Below are 21,558 nucleotides of genomic sequence, written 5' to 3'. Positions count from 1 at the left end.
CGTGCCGCCTGCGTCAGCTGTCACCGGCCGTTCGGATGTCCGTCCAACGGTCAGGGCAGTGCGTAGGCGGCGGGACGGATCTCCAGCCTGCCGTCGGTCGGGTCCTCGGAGAACAGCAGGGCCCCCGACTGCCGGCTGTCCGGGGCGAGGTAGGAGAACGTGGCGGTCGCCTGCTGGACCTCGCTGCCGTCGCGGGTGAGCACCCCTGTCACCTCGACCTGCTCGGCCGTCTGGCCACCCTCGTTGACCACCTCGATGGGCACTGCCCAGCCGCCCTCGACCTGCTGCGCCGCCGCCGCCGTGACCGACAGCTGGGGGCCGCCGTCGCGCACGACGACGGCCTGGTGGACGAGGAAGGCGAGGACCAAGAGGACCACCACGGCCCCGAGGGCGCCGAGCAGGTACTCGCCGCGGCTGGTGTCGCTGTCGGCGGTCCCGGTCTCGTCCCGGTCATCGGCGTCGCTCACGTCGTCCTCACAGGATCAGCCGGGCGGCCGCCGCACCCAGGCTCGCCGGCAGCGCCAGGACGACGGCCTCGGTGACGGCCATGGCCGGACCCACCCCGTCGAACCGGCCGAACGTCCACAGCAGGTAGGCCGACACGACCAGCGCGATGACGTAGCCGACGACGGTCAGGGTGAGGAACGAGCGCAGCACCCCGCCGACGGCCGGCTCCTGCCCCCGGAACCCCACCGAGTACACGAAGCCGTGCATCAGGAGCAGGCACAGGACGACGAGGGCCACCGGGTGCCAGGCGCCCATCTCCGCCGCTAGCAGCACGACCTCCTCGGTGGGGGCGATGTTGGCCGCGAAGACGACCGCACCCGCCGCCATCAGGAGCAGCTCGCCGCCGTAGGTGGTGGTCGGGACCCGACGGCCGCCGACGCCCAGCTGGCTGCGTGCGAACGATGCGCCGACGGCGGCCGGGAGCATCTCCAAGCTGATGATCGACAAGGCGTCCTGCCAGCCCTGCACGGGCCTGATCACCGCGAGCACCCCGAGGACCAGCGCCGTCGCCACCGCGGCCATCACGAAGGCCACTCCCGCGTCGGCGAGGTAGCCGGGCCAGCCGACCCCGGGCATCCCGGCGCCGAAGTGCTGGGAGAGGAAGACGACGAGCAGCACGGTCGCCGCCAGGAGCAGGCCGAGGCGGTACCTCGGGATGGACAGACCCAGCTCCCAGATCTCCATGGTCATCAACAGCGGTAGGGCGAACAGCAGCGCACCGCCGAACGCACGGCCGCTGCTCTTGGCCAGCAGGTGCTCGTTCTCGGTCCGGGGTGGCCCTGCCTGGTCGCCCCGATCCGCCACCCGGCCAACGTAGAGGGCGCCACCCAGGACATGACCTGGGGGGACGGCCGCGCTGTGCCCGGAGACGGCCCGGGCTCTCCCGGTGAGGGGACTGCCCGGGTCAGGGGTCAGCTGTTCTTGTGCACTACATGAGACGGGCTCTTGCACAGTCTCATCCCGGAACGTCATGGCCCTTGCGCAGTCTCACCCTCCGACGGACGCGCCCTGCCGCGAGGGGCACGGCGAGTCGTGCGGTGACACTGTGCCGCGCCGTGTCTTGCACTTTCCCTAGTGCAGGAGGACGTGGTCCTCGACGATCAACTGGCCGGAGTCGGCGGCCAAGAGTTGCGCACCGTCCTCGTTGGTTGCGGCGCTGGCGAGGAGGTCCTCTGCTGCCTGCTTTGGGTTGGCGCGACTAGTGCTCCAGACATCGCTGCTGGGCTCGTACCAAGCGTCGAATGCATAGGCGTGACACTCCGAGTCGACAAGCGCAAGGGCGAGGCGCTTGGTTTCGGTGTGCCGCAGCGCCAGCAGCGCGACCTCTTGGCCTCCATGAAGGGCGAAGGGCAGGACGAGGCGCGCGTCATGTATGGGAGCGCGCCTCACAGACAGCGGCGTCGTCGGCAGGCTGAAGGTCATGTGTCCGCAGTCGGCTCTTGTGTGCGCTGAGGTGAGGGCTCTTGCTTGGTGGTGACCCGATGGAAGGAGTCGTCGGCGAGGACGTAGTGGTACGCGGTCCAGACGGGCTAGCGGCGCAGGTGGTTGCGGACGGTCCACCGGGTCGCCGCAACGGTCGACCCCTACGGGAAGGGCGTCACACGCCCAACGAGTGCGCGGCGTTCCGAAGGACAGCAGGGCCTATCTCTGACGGGCCGGCCGAGCAGAACCAGACGACTTCTGGATCGCGCGACGCGGCACCGCGTCTCACGTTACGGACCTGTCGCCCCGGCCGGTTACCGTCCGATCGTGCCCGTCCAGCTTTCGAACGCTGACGCCTCAAGGGCACTGTGCCAGGACTGCCGGCGCGCCCACGGTGAAGCCGCATGAGCGACGTCCGCCAGCCATCCATCGAGGTCCGGTTTGAGGGGGGCAGGCGCATCGTCAGCACCCGACAGCAGCGGCCTGGCGGGGGCGAGTTTGTGCACGAGCACGATTTCCCGGACGCCCTAGTCCACCAGTACATGCCAACGTCCCCCGGGGAGTCGGTCCCTCTCTACGACGGCGATTTCAAGTTCGCTGGAGATGACGAGGGGCGGACCTGGTTCGGACGGGCCGCCCTGATCTGGTATCCCAGCCCCCATGTGCTGTCCTCCGCGAGTAGCCCAAGTCGGGATGTCACGGACTTCATGGACATCCGGGCGTCTGGGAAGCGTGAGTGGGTGGAGATGCCGTCGATCGAGGTCCCACTGAAGGACGGCGTTCTTCCGGCGCAGCCCGTCGGCCCGACGACGCAGCCTATGGACAGTGGAAGGCGCCGAACCGACCGTCTCGCTCCGCAGGTCATCGGCGACGGCAGTGCGATCGATCGGCTGACCTTCCTCGTGCCCAATGGCTGGGATACACCGCTTGGATCGGGCGTTGCGGATCCGGCAGACCTCAGGCGTTACTGGCATGGGCGGCTCGAAGCGTTCCCTACCGGGTGGCACATCACGATCGACCGCCGTCCCGAGGTGAACAGGAAGTTCTGGGCACGGCTGCGGGACGAGAACGCGAGCGCGGTGACCCACATCGGCCAAATCGCCCGAGACGATGGCTCCTCCTTCGACGCCGAGGACGCAGAGCCGGTTCTTCAAGCCCTACGGCTGGCTTTCAGCCTCGCGGTCGGACGCACCGTCACCCCGCTCTTGCCCGTCGGCTGGCGAGGACGGCACGCCGTATGGGCTCGGTGGGGCGGCGCTCACATCGACCGCGTGCTGAACACCGGCCACTTTCTCGACCGGCAGGACGGGGTTGAGCAACTGCGCGAACTGATTGAGCGCGTGGTGGACTACTGCCGGGTCCCCGAGCGCTTGGACGTTCTGCAATACGCCACGTCGTACTACGTGACCGCGACGTACGACGTGGACGTTGAACTCGGCGTCGCGCTTCCTGTCTCCGGCATGCAGTTGCTCGCCTACAACCGCTTCGTCGAGCAGCGTCGCAGTCACACGAAGAAGCAGTGGAAGGCCCTGCCCGCCACGGAGAACGAGATCCGCCTACTCCTCGACGACTGCAAGATTCCGACAGGAATACCCGCCACTCATGGCTACCTGAGGGGAGTCAGCCGCAAGGCTCAATCCTCAGAGCAAGCGCCGACACCGCGAGATGCGCTCGGCTGCGTCATGTTGCTCCGCAACAAGATCATTCACCCGACGAGTACCAAGCCGGGAACCTGGAGTGCCTACGAGTGGTCCGAGGCCGGGGACTACGCAGCCCACTGTCTCTTGCTCGCCATCCTCAACACGGTCGGTTACCAGGGAAGGCACCGCTCGGCGTGGGCCGAGAACATCTGGGAGGGAGTCACCGAACCCGTCCCTTGGGCGGCCACTCCCTGAATCACGGTCACATGCCGCCGTTGGCGTCGGTGTGAGCCGAGGTCAGCGCGGGCGAAAGGGAGTGCCGCTCGACCGGTCCGGCAGCGTCCGGGGTCCCTGGATAGGCGGTCCTCGATCCGGTGTCCACGTCCCCCGCGATGATCTCCGCCCTGCGCATGCATGCGTCACCCTCCAGGCGCTTCAGTCCAGCGCGGGCAGCAACTCGGTCAGCACTCCAGTCGTTGCGCGGAGGCACTCCAGGTCGTTGTCCCAAGCGAGATGGGTGTAGCGGGGTCCGACAGCAAGGAGGGCCTGGACGGCCCGGGCACCCTCAGGCCACCCGAAGTCGACCATCCCGCCGGCGAGGGCGAAGGCAAGCGCGCGGCCGGGCGTCACTTCGGTGAGCAGAATGACGGGTGTTCCGCTGGTGATGGCGTGCTGATAGAGCGTGTGGCGTGCGACCGGCAGATGGCTGACTAACGCACCTCCGGTGGCGGTGGCCAGCGCGACGGCAAGCCGTTCCGCAAGAACTGGCTCTGATCCACTGATGAGCACAGCGCCGCCGACGCGGAGGCGGTGTACTTCGCTGGTGACAAGGTGGCGGAGGAGGTCGGCCTCGGCATCGTCCCCGTCGAACTCGTAGATCTCCATGCCGAATGTATCGACGTCATCGTCTCGTACCTGTTGGACAGATTGACGATTTCGGGGCGATTGAAGACGCCGGTTCGCGCTGGCGGCCAGGTCGTCCAGCAGGGAGGGCAGCAACGCGTCGAAGTTCTCGTTGCTTCGTCGCCTGGGTAGCACGACGGCGGAGCCGAGGGATGGGTAGGCCAGTGATACCGCGGCGCGCGTCGGCCAGCCGCTGTCTGCGAACCCGCTGCGATCGGGCCGCCAGGCCATCACGTTGTTGAGGACGGGGTTGCCGATGGGCGCGACTTCGATAGCCGTCAGCGTGCGACGCGGTACGACCGTCAATCGCACCTCGCCAGCGTCGTCCTCACGCCGGTCGGTAAGCCCGTTCACCTTCGCGACAGCGAGGTGCCGCTCGGTGAACAGTAAGCAGCATCTCGACCTCGGCTAGGTCAACATCGACGAAGACTGCCGGTTCGCCGGCGAGCGTGTACGCGATGCGGCGCACCACATGGTTGGGCACGTCGTACGAACCCGCGGCCTGGCGGAACCGCTCGGCCAGGCGGTGCACCGCTCGGCCAGGCGGTGCACCGCTCCCCCGCGGCCCTCCAACTCCATGCTCTGACCCTAAGGGCCGTGAGCCAGCGCAGCGGCGAGCGACTGAAGGTTCGGGTCAAGTCGGCGGGGTGCGCCTTCGATTGATGTCACCGCGGGAGTTGGAAGTGTGCTGGGCTGGTGCGGTTCGGCAGCCGGGTGCTCTGCGCCCCGGCAAGGCAGGGGCACCGGGTGTGCCCGCTATGTGATGCGCGTCGGAGAGGCAGCGCGAGACGTGGGGTCGGCTCTTGGGACTTGCGCCGGCCGTCGATCGAGGGTGCGGGAAGGGCATCGGTCGGACGGCATCGCGCGGGCGCCGGCCGGAGGGGCCCGCGGAACGTGCTGTTCGAGTTGACGCTTCTTCCCGTGACCAGGGTTCGGAGCAGGCGTAGCGCCAGATCAGGTGTCGGTAGTTGGCGGATCTCGTCCGGATCTACCGGGCCAGACATGCTCATGGTCATACGACTGACGCCCCTTGGCCCGATCGACCAACGGTCCCAGGCGGCCGCCTCAGCCGCCTCGGCCGCCTCAGCCTCGACGCTCGGCTGGGTGGACCCGGCGCTCCCTGGCTGCGCCGGAGGCGCCCCCGTTGAGGGAGGTTATTGCCTACCTCAACCGCCAGCAGATAACATAAAACGACAGTTAGACCTCTTATTGTCGTTTTATGTTATGGAGGAGCCATGGCTCGTCGTGGACGACGGTACCTGCCCGCCACGTTGGAGGCTGCGTCAGTGCTCGGCTCGCAGATCGCGGCAGCCCGACGGGAGCTCGGGTGGACTGCAGCCGAGCTGGCCGAACGCGTGGGTGTCAGCGCCCCGGTGATCTCCCGGTTGGAGAAGGGGCATCCGACCACTCAGATCGGCACCGTCTTGGAGGCCGCCGTCCTGTGCGGCGTGCCCTTGTTCGGACGTGATCCTTCGAACCCGGCAGCACTCCGAGATTTGGCTCAAGCCGAACGCGACCGTGCTGCCCTCTTGCCGACCCGCGTGCGTCAGCACACCGTCCAGATCGACGATGACTTCTAACGCCGCGGCCTCACCGGCGACCAAGGCTCCACAACGAGGGTCATCGGCCGGCTCTTCGGCACGCCTGTACGTCTGGGTGTGGCTTCCTGGCGCCACCGACCCCGTCCCCGCCGGGGCAATCGAACCCACCGGCGCAAGCCTGGAAGGCGAGCCGGTCATCGCGTTCACCTATGCGCGCAGCTACCGGGAGCGGAAGGACGCCATTGCACTGTTCCCACCGGAGCTGCCCTTGGGAACGGGCACGATCAACCCGACACGTCCAGGTGTGGCGGTCCGTGATCTACGAGGCCAACCGTGGCTGGGGTTGCCCAGACCGCAGGACCGCTCCGCCGTCCCGCTGGCCGGCTGCCTTCGGGACGCGGCCCCCGACGCCTGGGGACGGCGGGTCATCAACCTGCGCCTGGCCGCCGATCCGGAGGCCTACCTGACGGAGATGACCTACCTGCAATCGTCGTCCAGCGACCGGATCGGGGCACTGGATTTCCAGTCCTCCCCCTCGACGTACGAGCCTCGCGGGGAATCGGCGACCCTGGAGCAGCTCATCAACGCCGCAGCACTCGTCGAGGCGGGCGAGCCGATCCCTGAGGAGCTGGCCGCGGCGGCTGGACATGGAACGTCGATCGGTGGCGCCCGACCCAAGGCCATTCTCTCCGACGACGGCCCCGGCGTGATCGCGAAGTTCTCCTCCTCCACCGACACCCGACCTGTCGTCAAGGCCGAAGCCGTTGGCATGCTCTTGGCCGGCCGAGTCGGCATCGAGGTGCCCCGCGTACAGATCGTCCACGCGGCAGGCAAGGATGTCTTACTGGTCGACCGCTTCGACCGCACCGCCAACGGCGGACGACGGCTGATGGTGTCCGCACTGACCATCCTGGGACTCCGCGCCCACGAAGCTCGGTACGCCGGGTATCCGGATCTGGTGCAGTCGATTCGCAGTGCCGGTTGGAGCGATGTCCGGTCTCAGCTGCAGGAGTTGTACACCCGGATGGTCGTGAACATTGCCATCTCCAACACCGATGACCACCTGCGCAATCATGCGGCGTTCTGGGACGGCCAGAGTCTGCGGTTGACGCCGGCGTATGACGTCTCACCGCAACCACGGTCGACACAAGTTGCCACCCACGCCATCGCGCTGACGGCCCGCGGCAACAAATACAGCCAGTTCTGGGTGGCCAAGGAGGCTGCGGTCGACTTCGGCTTGACGACGGCACAGGGCCAGGAGGTCATCGACCATGTCGTTGAGAGCATCCACGCGTCCTGGGCCGAGGTGTGCGATGAGGCCCATTTGACGCGCGCAGAACGTGACCAGTTGTGGGGTAGAGAGATTCTCAACCCTTACGCCTCCTACCCCGAATCTTGACCGCCACGGCGAGACACGGACTCCGCGCTGGCCGGTGCGACCCGGTTGGCGCGGAGCCGTGCTCAGCCGAGGGCATCAACGGCCAGGACGGTCGGCCGCTTCTTGCTGCGTGATGGAGGAACCGCATGGCGTGGTCATGCGTGGGTCGAGGGGCTCCCGCCGCGGCGGTCAAGCAGCCGGAAGGCATGCTCGAGAAGTCGGTAGGCGGCGAAGTAGGGGTTGGCGAGGTCGTCGACGGCTCCCCCGGCCCGGAAGGTGGCCATGCCTGCGGCGTCGGGTGGTCCGGAACGAGATTCGCAATACGAGTCGTCGAGCAGGGGACGTTCTCGGCGCAGGTGAAGACTCCCTAGGCTGCCTGTGGCGCTCAAGAGTCGATGACCCGGATGCCCGAGGCGTAGCCGTGGAGAACCTGAACTCGCCGCCCATCACGATTGTCGTACAACGCCCGGCCGAGCCTGAGGTGTTCATAGAGGCGATCACCGAGGGGCAGCCCCCAGCGGCCGGCGTCGGGGTAGTACTCCCATGTTCCAAGCGGGTCGATGCTCCAGGCGTAGCGGACAACGGTCTGGCCACCGGGCTCGGGAATGGCTAGGAGGAGGCTGCGCGGCATTGTGTCGGGGTTGCGCAGCCATGTGGCGACGCGGTGCGGCGCGATGGGCCAGTAGCGGCGGGCTCTGTCCCGGGCCTCAAGGTCCGTCCAGGGATCGAGCGGATCCCAGCCCCGCCGGGTGGTGGTCTCCGGGTGGGCGTCGTCGAGCATGTGCAGCGCAATAACCCGGGCTCCGAATGCGGCTACGTCGTGGGGCAACCGGGCCGGGTCGGTGACGCGCTGGCCAGGGACGATCAGCTCCTCGACTGTTCCCTTGACGAGGATTTCAGTCGGAGCCGCGGTGGGCAGGCCACTGGTGGGCGGCTCCCCTCGGAGTTCCTCTTCTACCGTCTCGGTGAACACGAAGTGGTCGCGCAGCCACACGAAGCCGGCGTGATGGCCGGGTGTGGCGTTGGTGAGCGGTGGCCGTCCTGCCTGGGCCAGGACCGCTCCTACTGTGTCGATGGCGAGCGCTTCGGCGTAGTAGGCGTCCTTGTCGTCCAGGTATCCGGCCGACAGTCGGATGGCCGGTACCTGCTCCCCGCGATCGAGGATCATGCGGATTCGTTCCGCCTTCGACGACCGGCGCTCCAGGAGCAATTCTTCCCGGGTGAGGGTGTTGAGCACGTCGCGTTCGTGCATTGCCCATCGGTCGTTCTTTCCCTTGCCGACGTAGAACACGCTGAGTAGAGGGTCGCCGCCGGTCTCTCGCAGGGCGCGCGGGTCGACCAAGCCGTAGATGTAGTAGCCGCTGGCTACCCGTTCGTCGTACGACAGCTGGGCGTCCGCTATCTCGTCAGTCACGGCCTCGGTATCCGTTGGTTGGTCGACCACTCCGGGGACGCTAGTGGGATGAGCGCGCGATGTCGGCGAGGCGGGCGGAGTGACCGCCGGTGTTGCCAAGGCAGGGCGCCGGGTCATGGACGGGTCGGGTCAGGAGCCGCCAGCTTGGCGGGCCGCCGCTGCACGTGCACCCCACACACGGCGAGCGGTTCTATGTCCTGACCGGTTTGCTCTCGTTCCAGGTCGGCTCGGAAGTGATCACCGCCGGGCCAGGCTCGTGGCTGTTCGCCCCGCGGAACACGCCGGACACGCTGGCCAACCTCGGGAGCGAGTCCGGTCACTTCTGTGCGTATTCGCGCCTGGAGGCTTCAAACGTCGCTTCGAGCGCAGCGTTCTAAGAGGCGCGCGACGACGTCCGGTCGACCAGGTCAGCCCCGAGGCTGCTGCGCCCCCGGGCGGCCTCTACCGCAGTCCGCAATTGCGCAACACTGTCGCTATCCAGTTCGGCGACGAAGCGCATCAGCACCTCGTGCCGGTCCTCGTACTCATCTAGAACACCCTGCAGGCAGGCCGCTGCATGCTCTATGCGGGTCCGGACCGGCCGGTATAGCCAGGCGCGACCCCGCATCTCACGCTCTACCTGTCCTTTGCGGTGCAAGTTGTCCATGACCGTCAGGACTGTCGTATACGCCACGTCACGCGTCGGTCTGAGCGAGGCAAGCGCATCGCGGACGGTTGTCGGTTCGCCCCGATCCCAAAGGACAGTCATGACTGCGGCTTCGAGTTCTCCGAACGGTCGCATGAGCTCACCCTTCTGAGCCCGCCGACGCGCACCGACGACGCTGGCTCCCGTACCGCAGCCGTGCCAGTTCGGCTGGCAACCGACGCGGCCGAGTGTAGAAGGCCGAGCACCTCGGTCCCAGGCAAGCCTTCGCCACCAGAGGTGGGAGGGCTTCACCGTCCATAACGTCTCCGCGTCTGGCGATCTGCGCAGCCGGCGGGCCAGTCACCTGGCGGCTTGCCTGGCCGCGCCGCCTGCAACCTCGGCTCATCTACACGATGCTGCGGGGTGACAGCGGGTTGATCGGTACTATCTGCCGCCGATCCTGGTTTAGGTCTCGTGATCCTTCGACGGGGTCGCGGAAGCGAGGGACCTCAGTCGCGGCGTCGCCGGCCGCGAGACGAACGGTCCGGTGGCCGGCTTGTGCGCCTAATCGATCGGGAGTCGGCGAACGCGGCGCAACTCGCGGACTGTGTCCCCTTCAACTCGAAAATCGAGGATTTCCTCGGACCATCGCGTGCGGGGTCCGACTGTGAGCGCTGAACTAAGCGCGTCGTCGCCGGGGTGGTGCAGGATCCAGCGTTCCGCCTGGGTAGCGACAAGCGCATTGACTCGGCTCGCTTCGCTGCGGTCGGCGACTCGGGTGGCGTCGGGACCTTGAGCGTCGTCACCGTGAATTTCAAGGAGGTGCTGGCGGCCCAGCGGTAGCCAAAGGATCGGTGCGTTCACGGCCGTGACCGGCTCGTCATCGGGGTGCCAGGCCACGACCGGTTCGTCGCTGGTGAGCAGTGCCGGCTCGTTGAAGCGGACCACGTGCCAAGGGCGCGTCCACAGGCGTGGGGCGAGTTGTCGGTAGGCGAAGGCGAGCGCTTGCTGGATCGCGAAGGTCTTGTCCGGCTGCAGAGTTGGCCCGTCCGGTCCCAGAACGCGGTCGAAGAATGCGTCGACATCGTGCGGCGTGTGGGAGTCACCGCGCTTCCGCAGCCACTCGGCTACGTCGTCGGATTCACGTGCGTGACGCCGCGCAGCCCACGTCGCGACCTGACTGAGGTCCTCGCGAAACCGTCGTCCGCGCGCAGCCTGCAGCGCCACGAAATGGACGATGTCGTAGCGGTCCTGTGCCGTCCGGGGTGGTCGACCGCTGGTGAGGATCCGGCTGATCGGTCCAGTCGCTCGCCCTTCGAAGACGCTGAGTAGCCCTTCGATGTGGCTCGGGTTGAGGACCTTGGGGTCGTCTACCTCCTCCGCTGACAGGCCGGGGCGCCAGTCGTAGAAGCCGACCTCATTGCACGCCCGGTTCACCGTGCTCAGGAATGTGCGGGTCAGGTTGTCCCGGTCCGCGACGCGCAGCATGCGGCGCTCGTTGGCGAAGTTCCGCAGGTACATCTGCGGAATGAGGTGGTGGCGGGGCACCCGGACACGCTAGGCCCGCGCCACCACCGGCCACATCGTGGATGTTGCGCGCCTGTCGGCCACCGGCGTGGAGCATCGGCGTCGGAGCCGCATCGCGACTACTGCGGTGAGGCCGGCGAGGTTGCTTCCTGCACCGGCGCGCGTCGTTGCCTGGTCTTGCGGTTGCGCGTCAGGCATCGGCCAGCGGAGAGGGTGCATCGACCCGGGAGGGGCTTTCCGCGGACAGGCCGCGCAGCAGGCCGATGATGCTCAGCCGCGCCTCGGCGGGGGTCAGGTCGGCATCGTCGCGGGGGAAGAATGTCCAGGTTAGGAACACAGTTGCGGCGAAGTTGGTCAGAAGCTCCTGCAAGCCCTCGGCGCTGATCGTGAGGTGGTGCTCGCGGACGTATCCACGACAAAGGCCGGTGATCCGCTCCTGGAAGCGCTGCTGACTGTCGCACGGCAGGTTTGAGCCCAGCGCCTGCGGACGCTGGAAGTAGGTCATGGCCACGAGCACGAGGTCCCGCAGGTCGGCTTCGTCCTTCAGCGACCAGAGGTGGTCGAACTCTTTGGCGATCACCTGCTCGGGCGTGCCGAACCCCGGGTCCCGCGAGTTCGCCAGATAAAGGTGCTCGTTGACCCGGCTCCAGCAGTCCTCGTAGACGGCGTGGAGGAGGTCGGAGACGTCCTTGTAGTGCCTGAAGAGCGTGCTCTCACTCGTGCCGGCATGCTGAGCGATCTCGCCACTCTTGAGAGAGCGGGGACCGCTCGCCACAAGTTGGGTCAGTGTCGCGTGCAGGATGCGCTCGCGAACGTCTGAGCGAGTTCGCGACGAATGAGCAGGCATCAGGTCCCTTTCGAAGTGCATGACAGCTGTGTGGAGCTACTCGGTCGGCGCGAGTTGACGCGAAAGCCATTTCGCCGCCTGCATGTGGGTGAAGGGCGAGGTGGTGAACTCTCCGCCGGCTGGCAGTGTCGCCTCCTGCAGCTTCCAAAGATCGGCCATTCCACCGATCGAGAAGGCCTCCAGCGACTCCTTGTACCGCTCCAAGTGCGCAACCGCGGACGCTAGGACATCGGCAGCCATCGGCGCGGCCTTAAGGCCCAAACCGCGGAGAAGCACGGCTTCGTCGTCGCCGCACCCCTCGGGTGTCGCCACGTAACCCATAGCGCCTCCTTCTGAGAAGCAGCCAGCACGCGCACCTTGACATGGCCTTCGGTAGGAGTCAACAGGACAGGCGCCGTAGCGCCGCTGCGGCCACGGGTCCTCCAGGCGCAGATGCGCGAAGGCACGCTCTTGCCAAGAGGCAGTCAACACGCTCATAGTGGGAGCGTTACTCCTACTAGCGAGGCCACCGCACCCACAGCCGGGGCGCGCGGGCGGTGGCGGCAGTACAACGGGCCGCACCCGGCCGGGGCAGAACCAGGGGCGCGCAGAACGGCGGGAGAGACTTCATGACCGAGCAGGCCGAAGGAAGCGCAACAGGGCCTGGACCTGACAACACCGGTGGCTGGACTCGCGGTCAGAAGATCGCCGCGACCGCGGCGGTCGTCCCAATCCTGGCGGCCTTGATCGCCTGGGCTGCAACGGCAAGCACGGACTCCGAGCACTCCCCCCGCGAACCGGGCGTGATCCAACAGTGCGTCATCAACGGCAGCGAGAACGACTGCGACATCAATGGTGATGCCGACCTGAGCGACGCCGAGATCGCCGAGCAGATGGCGGCCAGCGAGCCTCCCGCGACCGGCCCGTACCCCACCGTCGTTCTGAACACCGAAGCCGGCCGCGGCTTGATCATCCGGAACAGCCCCTACCTGGAGGGCCAACAGGTCGGGAGCGCGAACAACCGCGCGACCGTCTGGGTCGATTGCCGCGTCGACAGCGGCTTCAACCCGGCCCCAGACAGTGACGCTGGCTCAATCTGGTACCGCGTGCACTGGCCGTCCAGCGAGCTCGGCATGACGTTCTACAACTCGTCCCCCGGCGACCCGGCCGAGGCGTACGCGTACAGCGGATACCTCTTCACCTTCGGCGACGAGAGCCAGATCCGCGACTGCTGACGACCGGCTCTATCCCGCAGCCGCACGTCGACGACCAGCCCACCGGACGTCTAATCCAACCCACCGACGACCTGGAGGAGATGCCATGGCCAACAAGATCGTCACCCGCGTTGCGCTGGCCACCGTCGGCGGGCTCGCAACCGTGAGCGCCCTGTGGGCAACAGGACCAACCGACGCTGCCGCCGACCCCTCCCACTTCAGCGTCGTCGACGCGGGCCCCGACAGCACCGGGGCCAACCTGCGCTCCTGCCCCGGCCTGCCGAACCAGGGACAGACCACCGGCTGCGGAGTCATCACCGTGATCCCCAACGGCACCTCCATCACCATGGTGTGCTGGATCGACGGCAACCCACCGTCGCCGGGCACCTCACCGCGCTGGTTCTGGGTGCGCGACGGAGCCGGCCAAGTTGGCTACATGTGGTCTGATCTCGTCGCCCAGCAGCAGCCGACACCGTTCTGCACAGATGAACTCACCGCCTGGCCGGCCACTCCGTCGCCATCCGTGATCCTGGACCAGGGCGCGCCTGTCGACACGGGTTACCGCTACAACATCTCGCTGAGCAACTTCGCCCCGCAGGCGGCGGTCCTCGTTGAGTGCTTTGACTCCGTCGACTCGACGATCCCCTTCTACACCTTCACCTCATACACCGATGGCGCCGGCAGTGCCGTCGTTCAGGACCAGTGCTGGTCCAGCGACGGCCCGTCCCACTGGGTCATCGCCAACGGCATGACCTCGACAGTCGCCGACTGGTGAGGACCTGACCTCCTGCCTTGTCCAACGTGGCGAGGACCGCGGCCAGGTCGGTAGCGCCGGTGAACACGACGAAGTCCTCGGGCACGCCTTCGACGGGGGCCACGGCCAGTCGGTCTGCCCGTGCCGCCTGCTCCACAAGGAGGCGCTGGGTCTCGTCCCTCGACTCCAAGTCGACACCCGCCGCGGACGCGATCCCGTGTTCGGTGTCGGTGTCGGTGTCGGTGTCGGTGTCGGTGTCGGTGTCGGTGTCGGTGTCGGTGATCAAGCGCCCTGGTCCGTGCTGGCGTGAGTCGATCGTCCCTCCTACCGACATGACGTTCCCTCGCCGCGTCGGGACGGCTCTGCCATCGGCACCGCGCGTCTCGGTCCAATCACTCGGTTACGACCGACTGCTCAGCCGGTCGGCTACGCGACCGCGGGTGCGGCGAGGTGCGCGCGGGCTACCTCCAGCGGAATGCGCTCCTGTTCGATACGACGAGTGCGCGTCCACGCGGGATCGGTGAGGGCTTCGTAGACGGCGCGCTCGGCCGAGGTGAGGTTGGGCAAGTTCTTGCGGGGTGCGCACGGGATGGGGTTACCGCGGTCGTCGGTCCAGGCGCCGTATCGCTCGTAGGCGGTGTAGGCGTCCTGGTCCATGAGGATGGTGGTGAGGGGCAAGCCGTTGCGGCGGAGTGCATCGACGATCTCGTAGCCGTCGGCGTCGATGTCGCCCCAGTAGATAAGCCGAGGCACGGTGGCGAGCCACGGGATGCGGGGCAGTCGAGCGGGAGCGGCGTCGCCGTTGCCCTCGATGGCGATGGCGCCGGACAGCGGCGGGAAGTAGACGGCGGTGTCCTTGTTCTCGGTGATGACCGCGATAGAGGGCAGGTAGGGCGGGGCCATCGGATCGCCGAGGGTGATGCTGTCGTGCTTCCGTCCTCCGGCGGCGCAGTGCTCGGGGTCGAGGTAGGTGATGTGGACCCGGCTCGGCCGGTCGACCAGCCCGAGGCTGTCCTTACCTGCGAGGGCGGTGACCAGACCGCGGTAGCGGTTGAGCCATTTGCCGTGGAGGCCCTCGATGGGCACCTGCCGGGGGGTGCGCCCAGTCGCGTCGTTTGTGGCGAACCACGCGGCGGCGGTGCACAGAAGACCGAAGTCCACGTCATTGAGCGGGTCGACGGCGCGTAGTCGTTCGGGGGTAGCGGCGTGCGGGAACCGGTCGCGCAGCACCATCCAGTGGTCACGACCCCGGTGCAGCCGGTCGGGCCACGGGGCACCGAGGAGTGTGGCGGCGGTGTCGATGTCGGGAACTGTGACGTGGGTGGGCACCGGCTGGCGCGTGCCGGAGGAGAGCCGGTTCCCCCAGTCCAGGGTGAGGCTCCGCTCGGCTGCCCAGGTTCGCCAGTCGATCGCCCAGCGCTGCACCTCGGGGAACCGGGTGGTCATGTCGGCGGTGCTGGGCTTGCTGAGCGGTAACCGCAGCGGCCAGCCGTCGCTGGCATTGGCGATCGTCTGGTGCCAGGTGGCGTCGAGTCGGCGTTCCAGTTCGGTGAGGATGCGCTGAGGGGTCTTCATCAGCCGAGCGGGTTGACCGGCGGGGCCGGGGTCTCGGGGGTGATGTAGCTCAGGTGTGAGTAGCCGCGGCTGGACTTGGTGACGTGGATGATCCGGTCCATGTAGGGCTCGATCGCGGTGACCTTGTCCAGCGGCGCCCCAATGATCAACTGGAAGCCGAGGCCGCGCCACGCGTCGACCGCCCGTCCGGCGAACTCGGCGTCGGACTTGACGAAGCCCTCGTCGAGGAAGACCGGGGCGTAGACCGGTCGGGACTGGTTCTCGTTGCCCAGCTGGTAGCGCAGCGCGGCGCCGACGATAAACGCGATCAACTCCTGGGTCTCGCCACCGGACTTGCCGCCGAGGCTGTCGAAGATGGCCAACTGCGCGTCGGTGTCCTTGTCGCGGCGTTCGGCGTCAATGTGGACGTGGCGGCGCACGTCGAGCAGGTAGTCCCGCTCCCCCGTTCCTTGGGCGTCGGGTTTGCGGAGCCGCTTGATGAACCGCTGGAGGTGCTTGAACCGGTTCTCGACCGCCTCGGCAGTGTCCAGCCGGGTGGTGTCGGAGGCGAGCGCCTTCAGTTCGGCCCGGAAGGCGGTGATGTCCTCGCCGCGGATCGGGCGGACGTTGATGTAGAGCCGGTCCTTGCCGGGGCCGAACGGCAACCGGCGGAGGATGTCGTTGACCGGGTAGAGCCGGTCGATGATCTCGTCGATCGCTTCGCGCATCGCCGAGTGCAGGCCGAGGAGGTCTTCGCCTGACCACTCGATGACCTTCTCGGTGAACTTCTCCTTGCGTTCGGAGAGTCCTTCGGCGATCAGGTCGTCGAGGATCTCTCGGTAGCCGTCGTAGGAGTCGACGCCGGTGCCGAGGTTGGGGCGCGGCCAGCGGTGCTGGAACGTCTCGAACGCGTTGGTCAGGGCGGTGGTGTAGGTCTCCACGTCTCGGCGGGCCTGCCGGACCTGGACGGCGAGGGCGTCCTTGATTTTCGGGACGAGCAGCCGCAATTCCTCCGCCGTGCCACTGTTGGTCAGCCGCTGGTACTCAGCGGTCAGCCGGGCGACCTGCTCGTCGGTGAGCGCGACAAGCGGGTTGGCGTCGAGGTCTTCGAGGCGGTCTTTGACCGCATCCTCGCGATCGAGGAGGATGCCGCGGCGTTTGTCCAGCCGATCGACTTCGTCTTCGGTGCGGTGCTGGGTGCGCTGCGCTTCGCCGAGGTCGTCCTTGAGGGTCTTCTCCTGGCGGCGCAACTCGTGCAGCGTGTCGCTGGTGGCCAGCAGTCGGTCGATCTGGTCCTGCTTGCCGGTGACCCGGGCTTGGGCGGCGGCGAGGTCGATCTCCTCCCAGGTTCGGTAGGTCAGGTACTGGTGGGCGTTCCGCAGCGCGTCCAGGGCAGTCTTCTGCTGGCCGAGGGCCTGCTCTTCGCGGGCTAGCCCGCCGAGTTCGGCGAGGACCTCAGTGAGGCGGGCGTCGACTTCTTCGAGGCGGCGGGTCGGAGAGAAGCCGAGGATGAATCGCTGCCCGTGACCGCCGTGGGCACCCCGGTCGCCGTTCTGGATCTGCCCGGACAGAGTGATCCGCTTGCGGTCGTCGTCGGCGAACGATGAACCGTCGGGCACGCACTCGTAGTCGAACCGGCGGTCGAGTTCGGTGGTGAGCCAGCCGACGAACGGCGAGTCGTCGCGGAAGACGAACCGTCCGGGCAGCAGGTCGGGGTCCAGGTCGCGTTCGGGCCGGTCGAGTTCGGCGAGATTGAAGTTGATCCGGGTGTTCAGCCGCAGCGCGTTAATCCGGGCGCGGAACCCGCGGCCGACCCGGCGGTCGACGAGCATGGTGCGGGCGAACCCGCCGAGCACGAGTTCGGCGGCCTCGCGCCACGGCTCGTGGTCGGGGTGCAGGTCGATCAGTTCCGCGACGAACGGCAGGTCGTCGGGGTGCACGCCGACGGCGGAGGCGATGGCGACCCGGGCCTCGTGCAGGTACTGCGGGATCAGGTCGTTGCGGCCCGCCAGCCAGGCCCGCTCGGCGACGAGGGCCTTGCGTTCCCCGTCGAGCGGGTACGCGGTCCGGGTGAGGGCCTTGATCTGCTCGTCGAGGGCGAGGATCCGGTCGGGGAAGGCGGCGAGGAACAGTTCGGCGTCGGCCCGGAGGGCGAGGAACTCTTCGCGGCTGGTCGGGAAGGTGCCGATCGGTTCTGTCCGTGCGAGAAACTGGGTGTGCGCCTGCTCGACGGCGGCGAGGGTGTCGGTGAGCAGTTTGAGTTCCTGTTCGGCGACCTGGAGGGCGTCGCCGCCGTTCTCCCGCTGCAACCGCTGGTTCTCCGCGATCTGCACCTCCAGTCCGTGCACCTTGCCGGTGGCGACGGAGAGGGCTTCGGTGGCCTCGGTGAGGCCGCGGCGGACGGTGGCGATCTCGGCGGTGAGCAGGTCGGCTTCGGCGCGGAAGATCCACAGGGTGAGCGGGGTGTCGGCGTCGGCCGGTTCGAACACGCGGAACGTGTCGATCAGGTCGGCTTCGGTCTCGGCGTCGCGGAGGGCGGCGTAGTGGTCGGGGATTTGCTGGAGGGTGGCGACCTGCTCTTCAGCGGTCTTCATCGTCTGGTGGGAGGACTCTAGGGTGGCGAAGTGGTCGATGGCCCGGTCGGCGGCGTCGTAGGTCTTCGGCTTCTCCAGCACCATGGTCTTGTACAGCCCGTCGACGGAGGCCACCTGCCGTCCGCCCTGGATGCGGGCGAGCAGTTTCATCGCGGCGGAACCGTCGCCGTTCTTCCCGATGCCAAGGATCTTGTGCAGGGCGGCGGCGAACTTGGCGTAGGACTCGTGGAAGCCCAGGCCGGGGAACTGGGCGCCCATCCGGCCGTGGTGGAAGTTGATCTGAGCGAACGGGTCGGCGGCGCGCAGGTCGAACTCGCCGCGGTAGATGGCCATGTGGCTGCGCACGTCGCGGGGGCTGGTAGCCGAGGCGGGCACGTAGTACAGCCGAAGCGCGGTCACCTTGATGCCGTCGTCGTGCCGCCAGGTCATCGCCACCCCGGACCAGACGGTCTGACCGTCGCCGCGTAGTACCTGATCGTGGGTTCGTCCGGCCTCGTCGCGGCTCTCGTTGATCTTGCCGCGGGTGTATGAGAGCAGGTTGCGCTGCTCCGACGAGCGGGCGCGGCCCATGACATTGTCGTTGCTGGCGCCGTTGAACGCGGTGTTGGAGTCCATCATCAGCGCGATGTAGGCGTCGAGGATGGTGGACTTGCCGGTGCCGGACGCGCCGGTGAGCAGGGTGGAGTTCACGTCGAGCAGGACCCGGTGGTGGGCCTCGAACCCGCCCCAGTTGACCATCTGCACCGAGTCGGCGTGCCACTGGTCGGGGGTGGCTCCGGCGCCGGCCATGCCGGGGATGGGCTGGTCGAAGAAGGTGGTCACGGGCGCTCCTCGGCCTGGTCAGCGTCGGCGGGGTCATCGGTCGGGTCGCCATCGTCGGTGAGGTCTATCGGGTCGTCGGGTCTGCCGTTCTGGATGCGCAGCCAGGCGGCGAGATCCTGCACCCGCTCGACCGGCAGCAAGACCTCGATGATTGAGGAGACGAGATACCTGTCGCTCTCGGCGGTGCGGAGAAGGATGTCGTTCTTCATCAGAGCATCGACGGCGTTGTTCGCGGCCTTCTCGTCGCGGACCTCGTTGGTCGACGACGCCGGACGAAAGTTGCTGACCTCCTCGACCAGCGCGCTGCGGTCGACGAAGACCGCGTCGTCACCGGACTGCTGGGTGCTCCGCATCATGCGCCGCAGGTGGATCAGCAGGATCGTCTCTTCCCGATTCCACGCCTGGTCGTAGAGCAAGGTCGGGAACTTGGCGCCGGTGTCGGAGATCGCCTGCCGCTTGTAGGCGACCTCGTAGTTCCGATCGATCACCAGGTCGAGAAACAGGTCGTTGAGCCGGGTCCGCAGCGCGGCCTCGTTCTCCTGCACGATCCGCCAGTCCTTGCCGTGCCGCTCGCTGGAGATGTAGCGGCGCTTGAGCAGGGTGACCAGGGTTTCGCGCACGTCCTGGGCCAATTGGCCCGTGTCGCCGGTGAACAGCGGTGACGGGCCGCCGTAGTCCTCGGCGCCGACGTACTCCGCGTCCTCCTCGAAGGTGGTGGTCATCGGCCGGCTCCTTTGGACTGGGGGTCCCCGGTGGGCGGGACGGTGAGGGTGAGGGCGGGTGCGCGGAAGGTGCGGCGCTCGCCGTTGGGGCGGATCGTCTCGAACGCGGCGTTCGGGGTGTCCGCGGTCGGCTCGACGCCAGAGTCGGTGACCGCGAGGTGGATAAGGCCGAGGATTTCGACCGGTCGGCGCAGGTTGTCGGGCAGGTGCGCGAACACTTCGGCGAGGGTCACCGATCCGGTCTCGTCCAGCCAGGCGTCGATGGCTGCGCGCAGGGCGCGCAGGTCCGGGCCGCCCTGCTTGCGGAGGTCGTCGAAGGACATCCCGACCAGACCTTCGTCATCGTCGGGGTCCTGGAGTGGTGGTGGCGGGGTGTGATCGGCCGGATCGTAGAGCCGTTCCCGCAGGTGCCCGACCTCGATCAGCGGCAGGCCGAGGTCGAGGGTGACCTTGGCGCGCGGCCCGGCGGTCTCCATCCAGCGGCCGAGTTCGTAGCCGCACTGGCGCAGCGCCTCGTCCAGTTCCTTGTCCCGCAGCGGATCGTGGCGGGTCATGTGGGTGCGCAGCGTGCCCGATAGGCGGCGGCGTTGGGTGAGCACGACCTCCATGCCGGTGCGGATGCCGGTGACGGTGCGCCGCAGGTTGGTCCGGTCGGCAGCGGTGAGCCGGGTGCTGGCGAAGGCGTGCCCGAGGATCGCGTCGAGGTCGGCGGCGAGGGATTCCAGCAGGTCGTCGTTGCGCAGCAGTTGGACGGCGCCGGTGAACGCCCGCCCTTCCAGGGAGTCGCTCATCAGCCGGTCGGCGCGCACCAGGTAGTCGTCGAGCACCTCGCCGGAGCGGCGTTCGTCGGCGCGGAAGTCGGCGATGATGCCGCGGTGAATCTCCTTGACCGCCTCGGAGACGCGCATGAAGTCCGAAGGGAGCGCGGCGAGCAGGCTGTGCAGGTTGAGGTACTCGTCGTGCATCTGGTCATCGGATGCGGAGGGGATGTCGCCTCCGGCAGCGATACGGTCGCGTTCGGTGGTCAACTTCTCGATCTGGTCGTTGAGGCGGCGCAGCCGGTTCTCCCGGTCGGGTGTGGCCTCGGTCGCGCAGCGTCGGGCGGCGTCGAGGATGGTCATGATCCGCGATTCACCGAACAAGGCACGGTCTCCGGCGAGCCGCTCGACGTAGTCCAGCGCCTCCTGGGCGTGGCTGGTGAGCGCGTACTCTTCGACGTTGGCCTCGTTGCTGGTCAGCGACAGCCACCGGTCTCCGACCCATTCGCGGCACAGGTCACGGGCGGGCTTGTCGGGGACCTCATGGCCGTGCAGCCGCAACTCGTCCAGGGCGGTCTCGACCTGGACATGAAACCGGTCCGCCGGGATCCGAGAGCGTTCGCGGGTGAATTGGCTGGTAAACATGGCCAGCACCAGCGGCGCTGACTTGCGGCGGCTGAGCAGAGCGAGCGTGGGCTTGTCGAAAGCCGCGCGGGCGCGGGCCAAGTCCCGGATGATACCGCTCATACCAGCCTCCCGCGCCGAGGCGGACGCCTCAGGCTCGGATCACCTTAGGGATGAGCACCGACAATCTGAGTCCTTGGCGAGGAAATGGCCCCGAGTCTTATCAACTATCGGGTGAGAGTGGCTACGTGCGGGTCGGGGTGCCAAGACTGGTCAGTCGCCATGGATCTTGATGTCCGCCTGCGGCCAGGTAGCCCTGCGGGGATGACGTGTTACGGCCCGGCACTCCGTGCGAAGGCTCGGGCCGTCCGCTGTAGGCGGGGACGGGCCGGACGGTATGCCAGGGCTATGACAGGCGGCGGGGCGACGGGTGTCCGCGACTGGCCTGCTCGCGCTTCTAGGCGGGTGGGCACTCGGTGGGCCGGGAGCACCTCGCCATTGAGCAGACGGCTGGGGATCGCGGCGTCGAGACGCTTGGCGCTCTACATGAGGTTGTTCAGCCACACGGGGTCACGGCCGTCTCGTTCGCGGAATGCGTGGTTGTGCTCGGGGGCGCAGGCGCCGTGGATGACCTCTGCGCCGCCCTGTTGGCGATCAGTAGCAGGGCCTCGACTGGGACCAGCACCCACTGCCGTCGGGGATGGCCGGCGGCACTGACGCACGGGTCCTCGCG

Annotated in this window: 20 protein-coding genes; 6 read left to right on the top strand and 14 right to left on the bottom strand. The window is 67.7% G+C overall.

Annotated elements, in window-relative coordinates; translation table 11 throughout:
* Positions 1–50: 50 nt before the first annotated feature.
* From O2W15_RS20025 to O2W15_RS20015, 3 genes are all read right to left on the bottom strand, one after another.
* Complete coding sequence (locus O2W15_RS20025; protein ID WP_269180675.1) at positions 51–467, bottom strand: hypothetical protein; 417 nt, start codon at positions 465–467, stop codon at positions 51–53.
* 7 nt (positions 468–474) lie between these two features.
* The gene (locus O2W15_RS20020) at positions 475–1,311 is read right to left on the bottom strand and encodes a TIGR02587 family membrane protein (protein WP_269180674.1); all 837 of its coding nucleotides are present in this window, start codon (positions 1,309–1,311) and stop codon (positions 475–477) included.
* Between the two features lie 267 nt (positions 1,312–1,578).
* Entirely contained in the window at positions 1,579–1,929 is a 351-nt protein-coding gene (locus O2W15_RS20015; RefSeq protein ID WP_269180673.1) for a hypothetical protein, read from the bottom strand.
* A gap of 404 nt (positions 1,930–2,333) precedes the next feature.
* On the opposite strand from O2W15_RS20015, the gene O2W15_RS20010 reads away from it, so the two are divergent.
* A complete protein-coding gene (locus O2W15_RS20010) occupies positions 2,334–3,824 on the top strand; it encodes a hypothetical protein (protein ID WP_269180672.1) in 1,491 nt (496 codons plus the stop codon).
* 180 nt (positions 3,825–4,004) lie between these two features.
* Here the strand turns inward: O2W15_RS20010 and O2W15_RS20005 are convergent, their stop codons facing one another.
* Positions 4,005–4,784, bottom strand: coding sequence for a hypothetical protein (locus tag O2W15_RS20005; RefSeq protein WP_269180671.1), 780 nt, complete (start codon positions 4,782–4,784; stop codon positions 4,005–4,007).
* A 974-nt stretch (positions 4,785–5,758) separates the two neighbouring features.
* Between O2W15_RS20005 and O2W15_RS20000 the strand changes: the two genes are divergently transcribed.
* Entirely contained in the window at positions 5,759–6,052 is a 294-nt protein-coding gene (locus tag O2W15_RS20000) for a helix-turn-helix transcriptional regulator (protein WP_269180670.1), read from the top strand.
* Positions 6,042–7,412: a type II toxin-antitoxin system HipA family toxin gene (locus O2W15_RS19995; RefSeq protein WP_269180669.1), complete on the top strand. Its 1,371-nt coding sequence runs from the start codon at positions 6,042–6,044 to the stop codon at positions 7,410–7,412. The genes O2W15_RS20000 and O2W15_RS19995 overlap by 11 nt, the downstream gene beginning before the upstream one ends.
* A gap of 364 nt (positions 7,413–7,776) precedes the next feature.
* On the opposite strand, the gene O2W15_RS19990 is transcribed toward O2W15_RS19995, so the two are convergent.
* Positions 7,777–8,835, bottom strand: coding sequence for a GIY-YIG nuclease family protein (locus O2W15_RS19990; RefSeq protein WP_269180668.1), 1,059 nt, complete (start codon positions 8,833–8,835; stop codon positions 7,777–7,779).
* A 59-nt stretch (positions 8,836–8,894) separates the two neighbouring features.
* Between O2W15_RS19990 and O2W15_RS24100 the strand changes: the two genes are divergently transcribed.
* Positions 8,895–9,182: a cupin domain-containing protein gene (locus O2W15_RS24100; protein WP_442929954.1), complete on the top strand. Its 288-nt coding sequence runs from the start codon at positions 8,895–8,897 to the stop codon at positions 9,180–9,182.
* Here O2W15_RS24100 and O2W15_RS19985 read toward each other — a convergent pair.
* The 4 genes from O2W15_RS19985 to O2W15_RS19970 all read right to left on the bottom strand — a co-directional run bounded on the left by O2W15_RS19985 (position 9,179) and on the right by O2W15_RS19970 (position 12,125).
* Positions 9,179–9,586 carry a BlaI/MecI/CopY family transcriptional regulator gene (locus tag O2W15_RS19985; protein WP_269180667.1) on the bottom strand — a complete coding sequence of 136 codons (408 nt, stop codon included), beginning with the start codon at positions 9,584–9,586 and terminating at the stop codon, positions 9,179–9,181. The genes O2W15_RS24100 and O2W15_RS19985 overlap by 4 nt on opposite strands.
* A gap of 408 nt (positions 9,587–9,994) precedes the next feature.
* A complete protein-coding gene (locus O2W15_RS19980; protein ID WP_269180666.1) occupies positions 9,995–10,978 on the bottom strand; it encodes a DUF4238 domain-containing protein in 984 nt (327 codons plus the stop codon).
* A gap of 169 nt (positions 10,979–11,147) precedes the next feature.
* Positions 11,148–11,825, bottom strand: coding sequence for a TetR/AcrR family transcriptional regulator (locus tag O2W15_RS19975; protein ID WP_269180665.1), 678 nt, complete (start codon positions 11,823–11,825; stop codon positions 11,148–11,150).
* 15 nt (positions 11,826–11,840) lie between these two features.
* Positions 11,841–12,125, bottom strand: a complete 285-nt coding sequence (locus O2W15_RS19970; RefSeq protein WP_269180664.1) for a hypothetical protein — start codon at positions 12,123–12,125, stop codon at positions 11,841–11,843.
* 287 nt (positions 12,126–12,412) lie between these two features.
* On the opposite strand from O2W15_RS19970, the gene O2W15_RS19965 reads away from it, so the two are divergent.
* Both O2W15_RS19965 and O2W15_RS19960 read left to right on the top strand, forming a co-directional pair.
* Positions 12,413–13,018 carry a hypothetical protein gene (locus O2W15_RS19965; RefSeq protein ID WP_269180663.1) on the top strand — a complete coding sequence of 202 codons (606 nt, stop codon included), beginning with the start codon at positions 12,413–12,415 and terminating at the stop codon, positions 13,016–13,018.
* Between the two features lie 85 nt (positions 13,019–13,103).
* Positions 13,104–13,772: an SH3 domain-containing protein gene (locus O2W15_RS19960; protein WP_269180662.1), complete on the top strand. Its 669-nt coding sequence runs from the start codon at positions 13,104–13,106 to the stop codon at positions 13,770–13,772.
* On the opposite strand, the gene O2W15_RS19955 is transcribed toward O2W15_RS19960, so the two are convergent.
* From O2W15_RS19955 to O2W15_RS19935, 5 genes are all read right to left on the bottom strand, one after another.
* Entirely contained in the window at positions 13,732–14,037 is a 306-nt protein-coding gene (locus O2W15_RS19955) for a hypothetical protein (RefSeq protein WP_269180661.1), read from the bottom strand. The genes O2W15_RS19960 and O2W15_RS19955 overlap by 41 nt on opposite strands.
* Before the next feature lie 140 nt (positions 14,038–14,177).
* A complete protein-coding gene (locus tag O2W15_RS19950; protein WP_269180660.1) occupies positions 14,178–15,326 on the bottom strand; it encodes a Wadjet anti-phage system protein JetD domain-containing protein in 1,149 nt (382 codons plus the stop codon).
* Positions 15,326–18,721, bottom strand: a complete 3,396-nt coding sequence (locus O2W15_RS19945) for an ATP-binding protein (protein ID WP_269180659.1) — start codon at positions 18,719–18,721, stop codon at positions 15,326–15,328. Before O2W15_RS19945 ends, O2W15_RS19950 begins: the two co-directional genes overlap by 1 nt.
* Positions 18,718–19,443, bottom strand: a complete 726-nt coding sequence (locus tag O2W15_RS19940) for a DUF4194 domain-containing protein (RefSeq protein WP_269180658.1) — start codon at positions 19,441–19,443, stop codon at positions 18,718–18,720. Before O2W15_RS19940 ends, O2W15_RS19945 begins: the two co-directional genes overlap by 4 nt.
* The gene (locus tag O2W15_RS19935) at positions 19,440–20,948 is read right to left on the bottom strand and encodes a DUF3375 domain-containing protein (protein WP_269180657.1); all 1,509 of its coding nucleotides are present in this window, start codon (positions 20,946–20,948) and stop codon (positions 19,440–19,442) included. Before O2W15_RS19935 ends, O2W15_RS19940 begins: the two co-directional genes overlap by 4 nt.
* Between the last annotated feature and the right edge of the window lie 610 nt (positions 20,949–21,558).

Source organism: Modestobacter sp. VKM Ac-2979, assembly GCF_026967995.1.
Lineage (GTDB): Bacteria > Actinomycetota > Actinomycetes > Mycobacteriales > Geodermatophilaceae > Modestobacter.
Note: the sequence above shows the minus strand (reverse complement) of the source record. Positions and strands in the feature narration are given on the sequence as shown.

Bases quoted from the DNA above. Each gene is read 5' to 3' on its own strand.
- O2W15_RS20015 (WP_269180673.1), bottom strand. From the start codon at position 1,929: ATGACCTTCAGCCTGCCGACGACGCCGCTGTCTGTGAGGCGCGCTCCC.
- O2W15_RS20010 (WP_269180672.1), top strand. From the start codon at position 2,334: ATGAGCGACGTCCGCCAGCCATCCATCGAGGTCCGGTTTGAGGGGGGC.
- O2W15_RS19995 (WP_269180669.1), top strand. From the start codon at position 6,042: ATGACTTCTAACGCCGCGGCCTCACCGGCGACCAAGGCTCCACAACGA.
- O2W15_RS19985 (WP_269180667.1), bottom strand. From the start codon at position 9,586: ATGCGACCGTTCGGAGAACTCGAAGCCGCAGTCATGACTGTCCTTTGG.
- O2W15_RS19975 (WP_269180665.1), bottom strand. From the start codon at position 11,825: ATGCACTTCGAAAGGGACCTGATGCCTGCTCATTCGTCGCGAACTCGC.
- O2W15_RS19970 (WP_269180664.1), bottom strand. From the start codon at position 12,125: ATGGGTTACGTGGCGACACCCGAGGGGTGCGGCGACGACGAAGCCGTG.
- O2W15_RS19965 (WP_269180663.1), top strand. From the start codon at position 12,413: ATGACCGAGCAGGCCGAAGGAAGCGCAACAGGGCCTGGACCTGACAAC.
- O2W15_RS19960 (WP_269180662.1), top strand. From the start codon at position 13,104: ATGGCCAACAAGATCGTCACCCGCGTTGCGCTGGCCACCGTCGGCGGG.
- O2W15_RS19950 (WP_269180660.1), bottom strand. From the start codon at position 15,326: ATGAAGACCCCTCAGCGCATCCTCACCGAACTGGAACGCCGACTCGAC.
- O2W15_RS19940 (WP_269180658.1), bottom strand. From the start codon at position 19,443: ATGACCACCACCTTCGAGGAGGACGCGGAGTACGTCGGCGCCGAGGAC.
- O2W15_RS19935 (WP_269180657.1), bottom strand. From the start codon at position 20,948: ATGAGCGGTATCATCCGGGACTTGGCCCGCGCCCGCGCGGCTTTCGAC.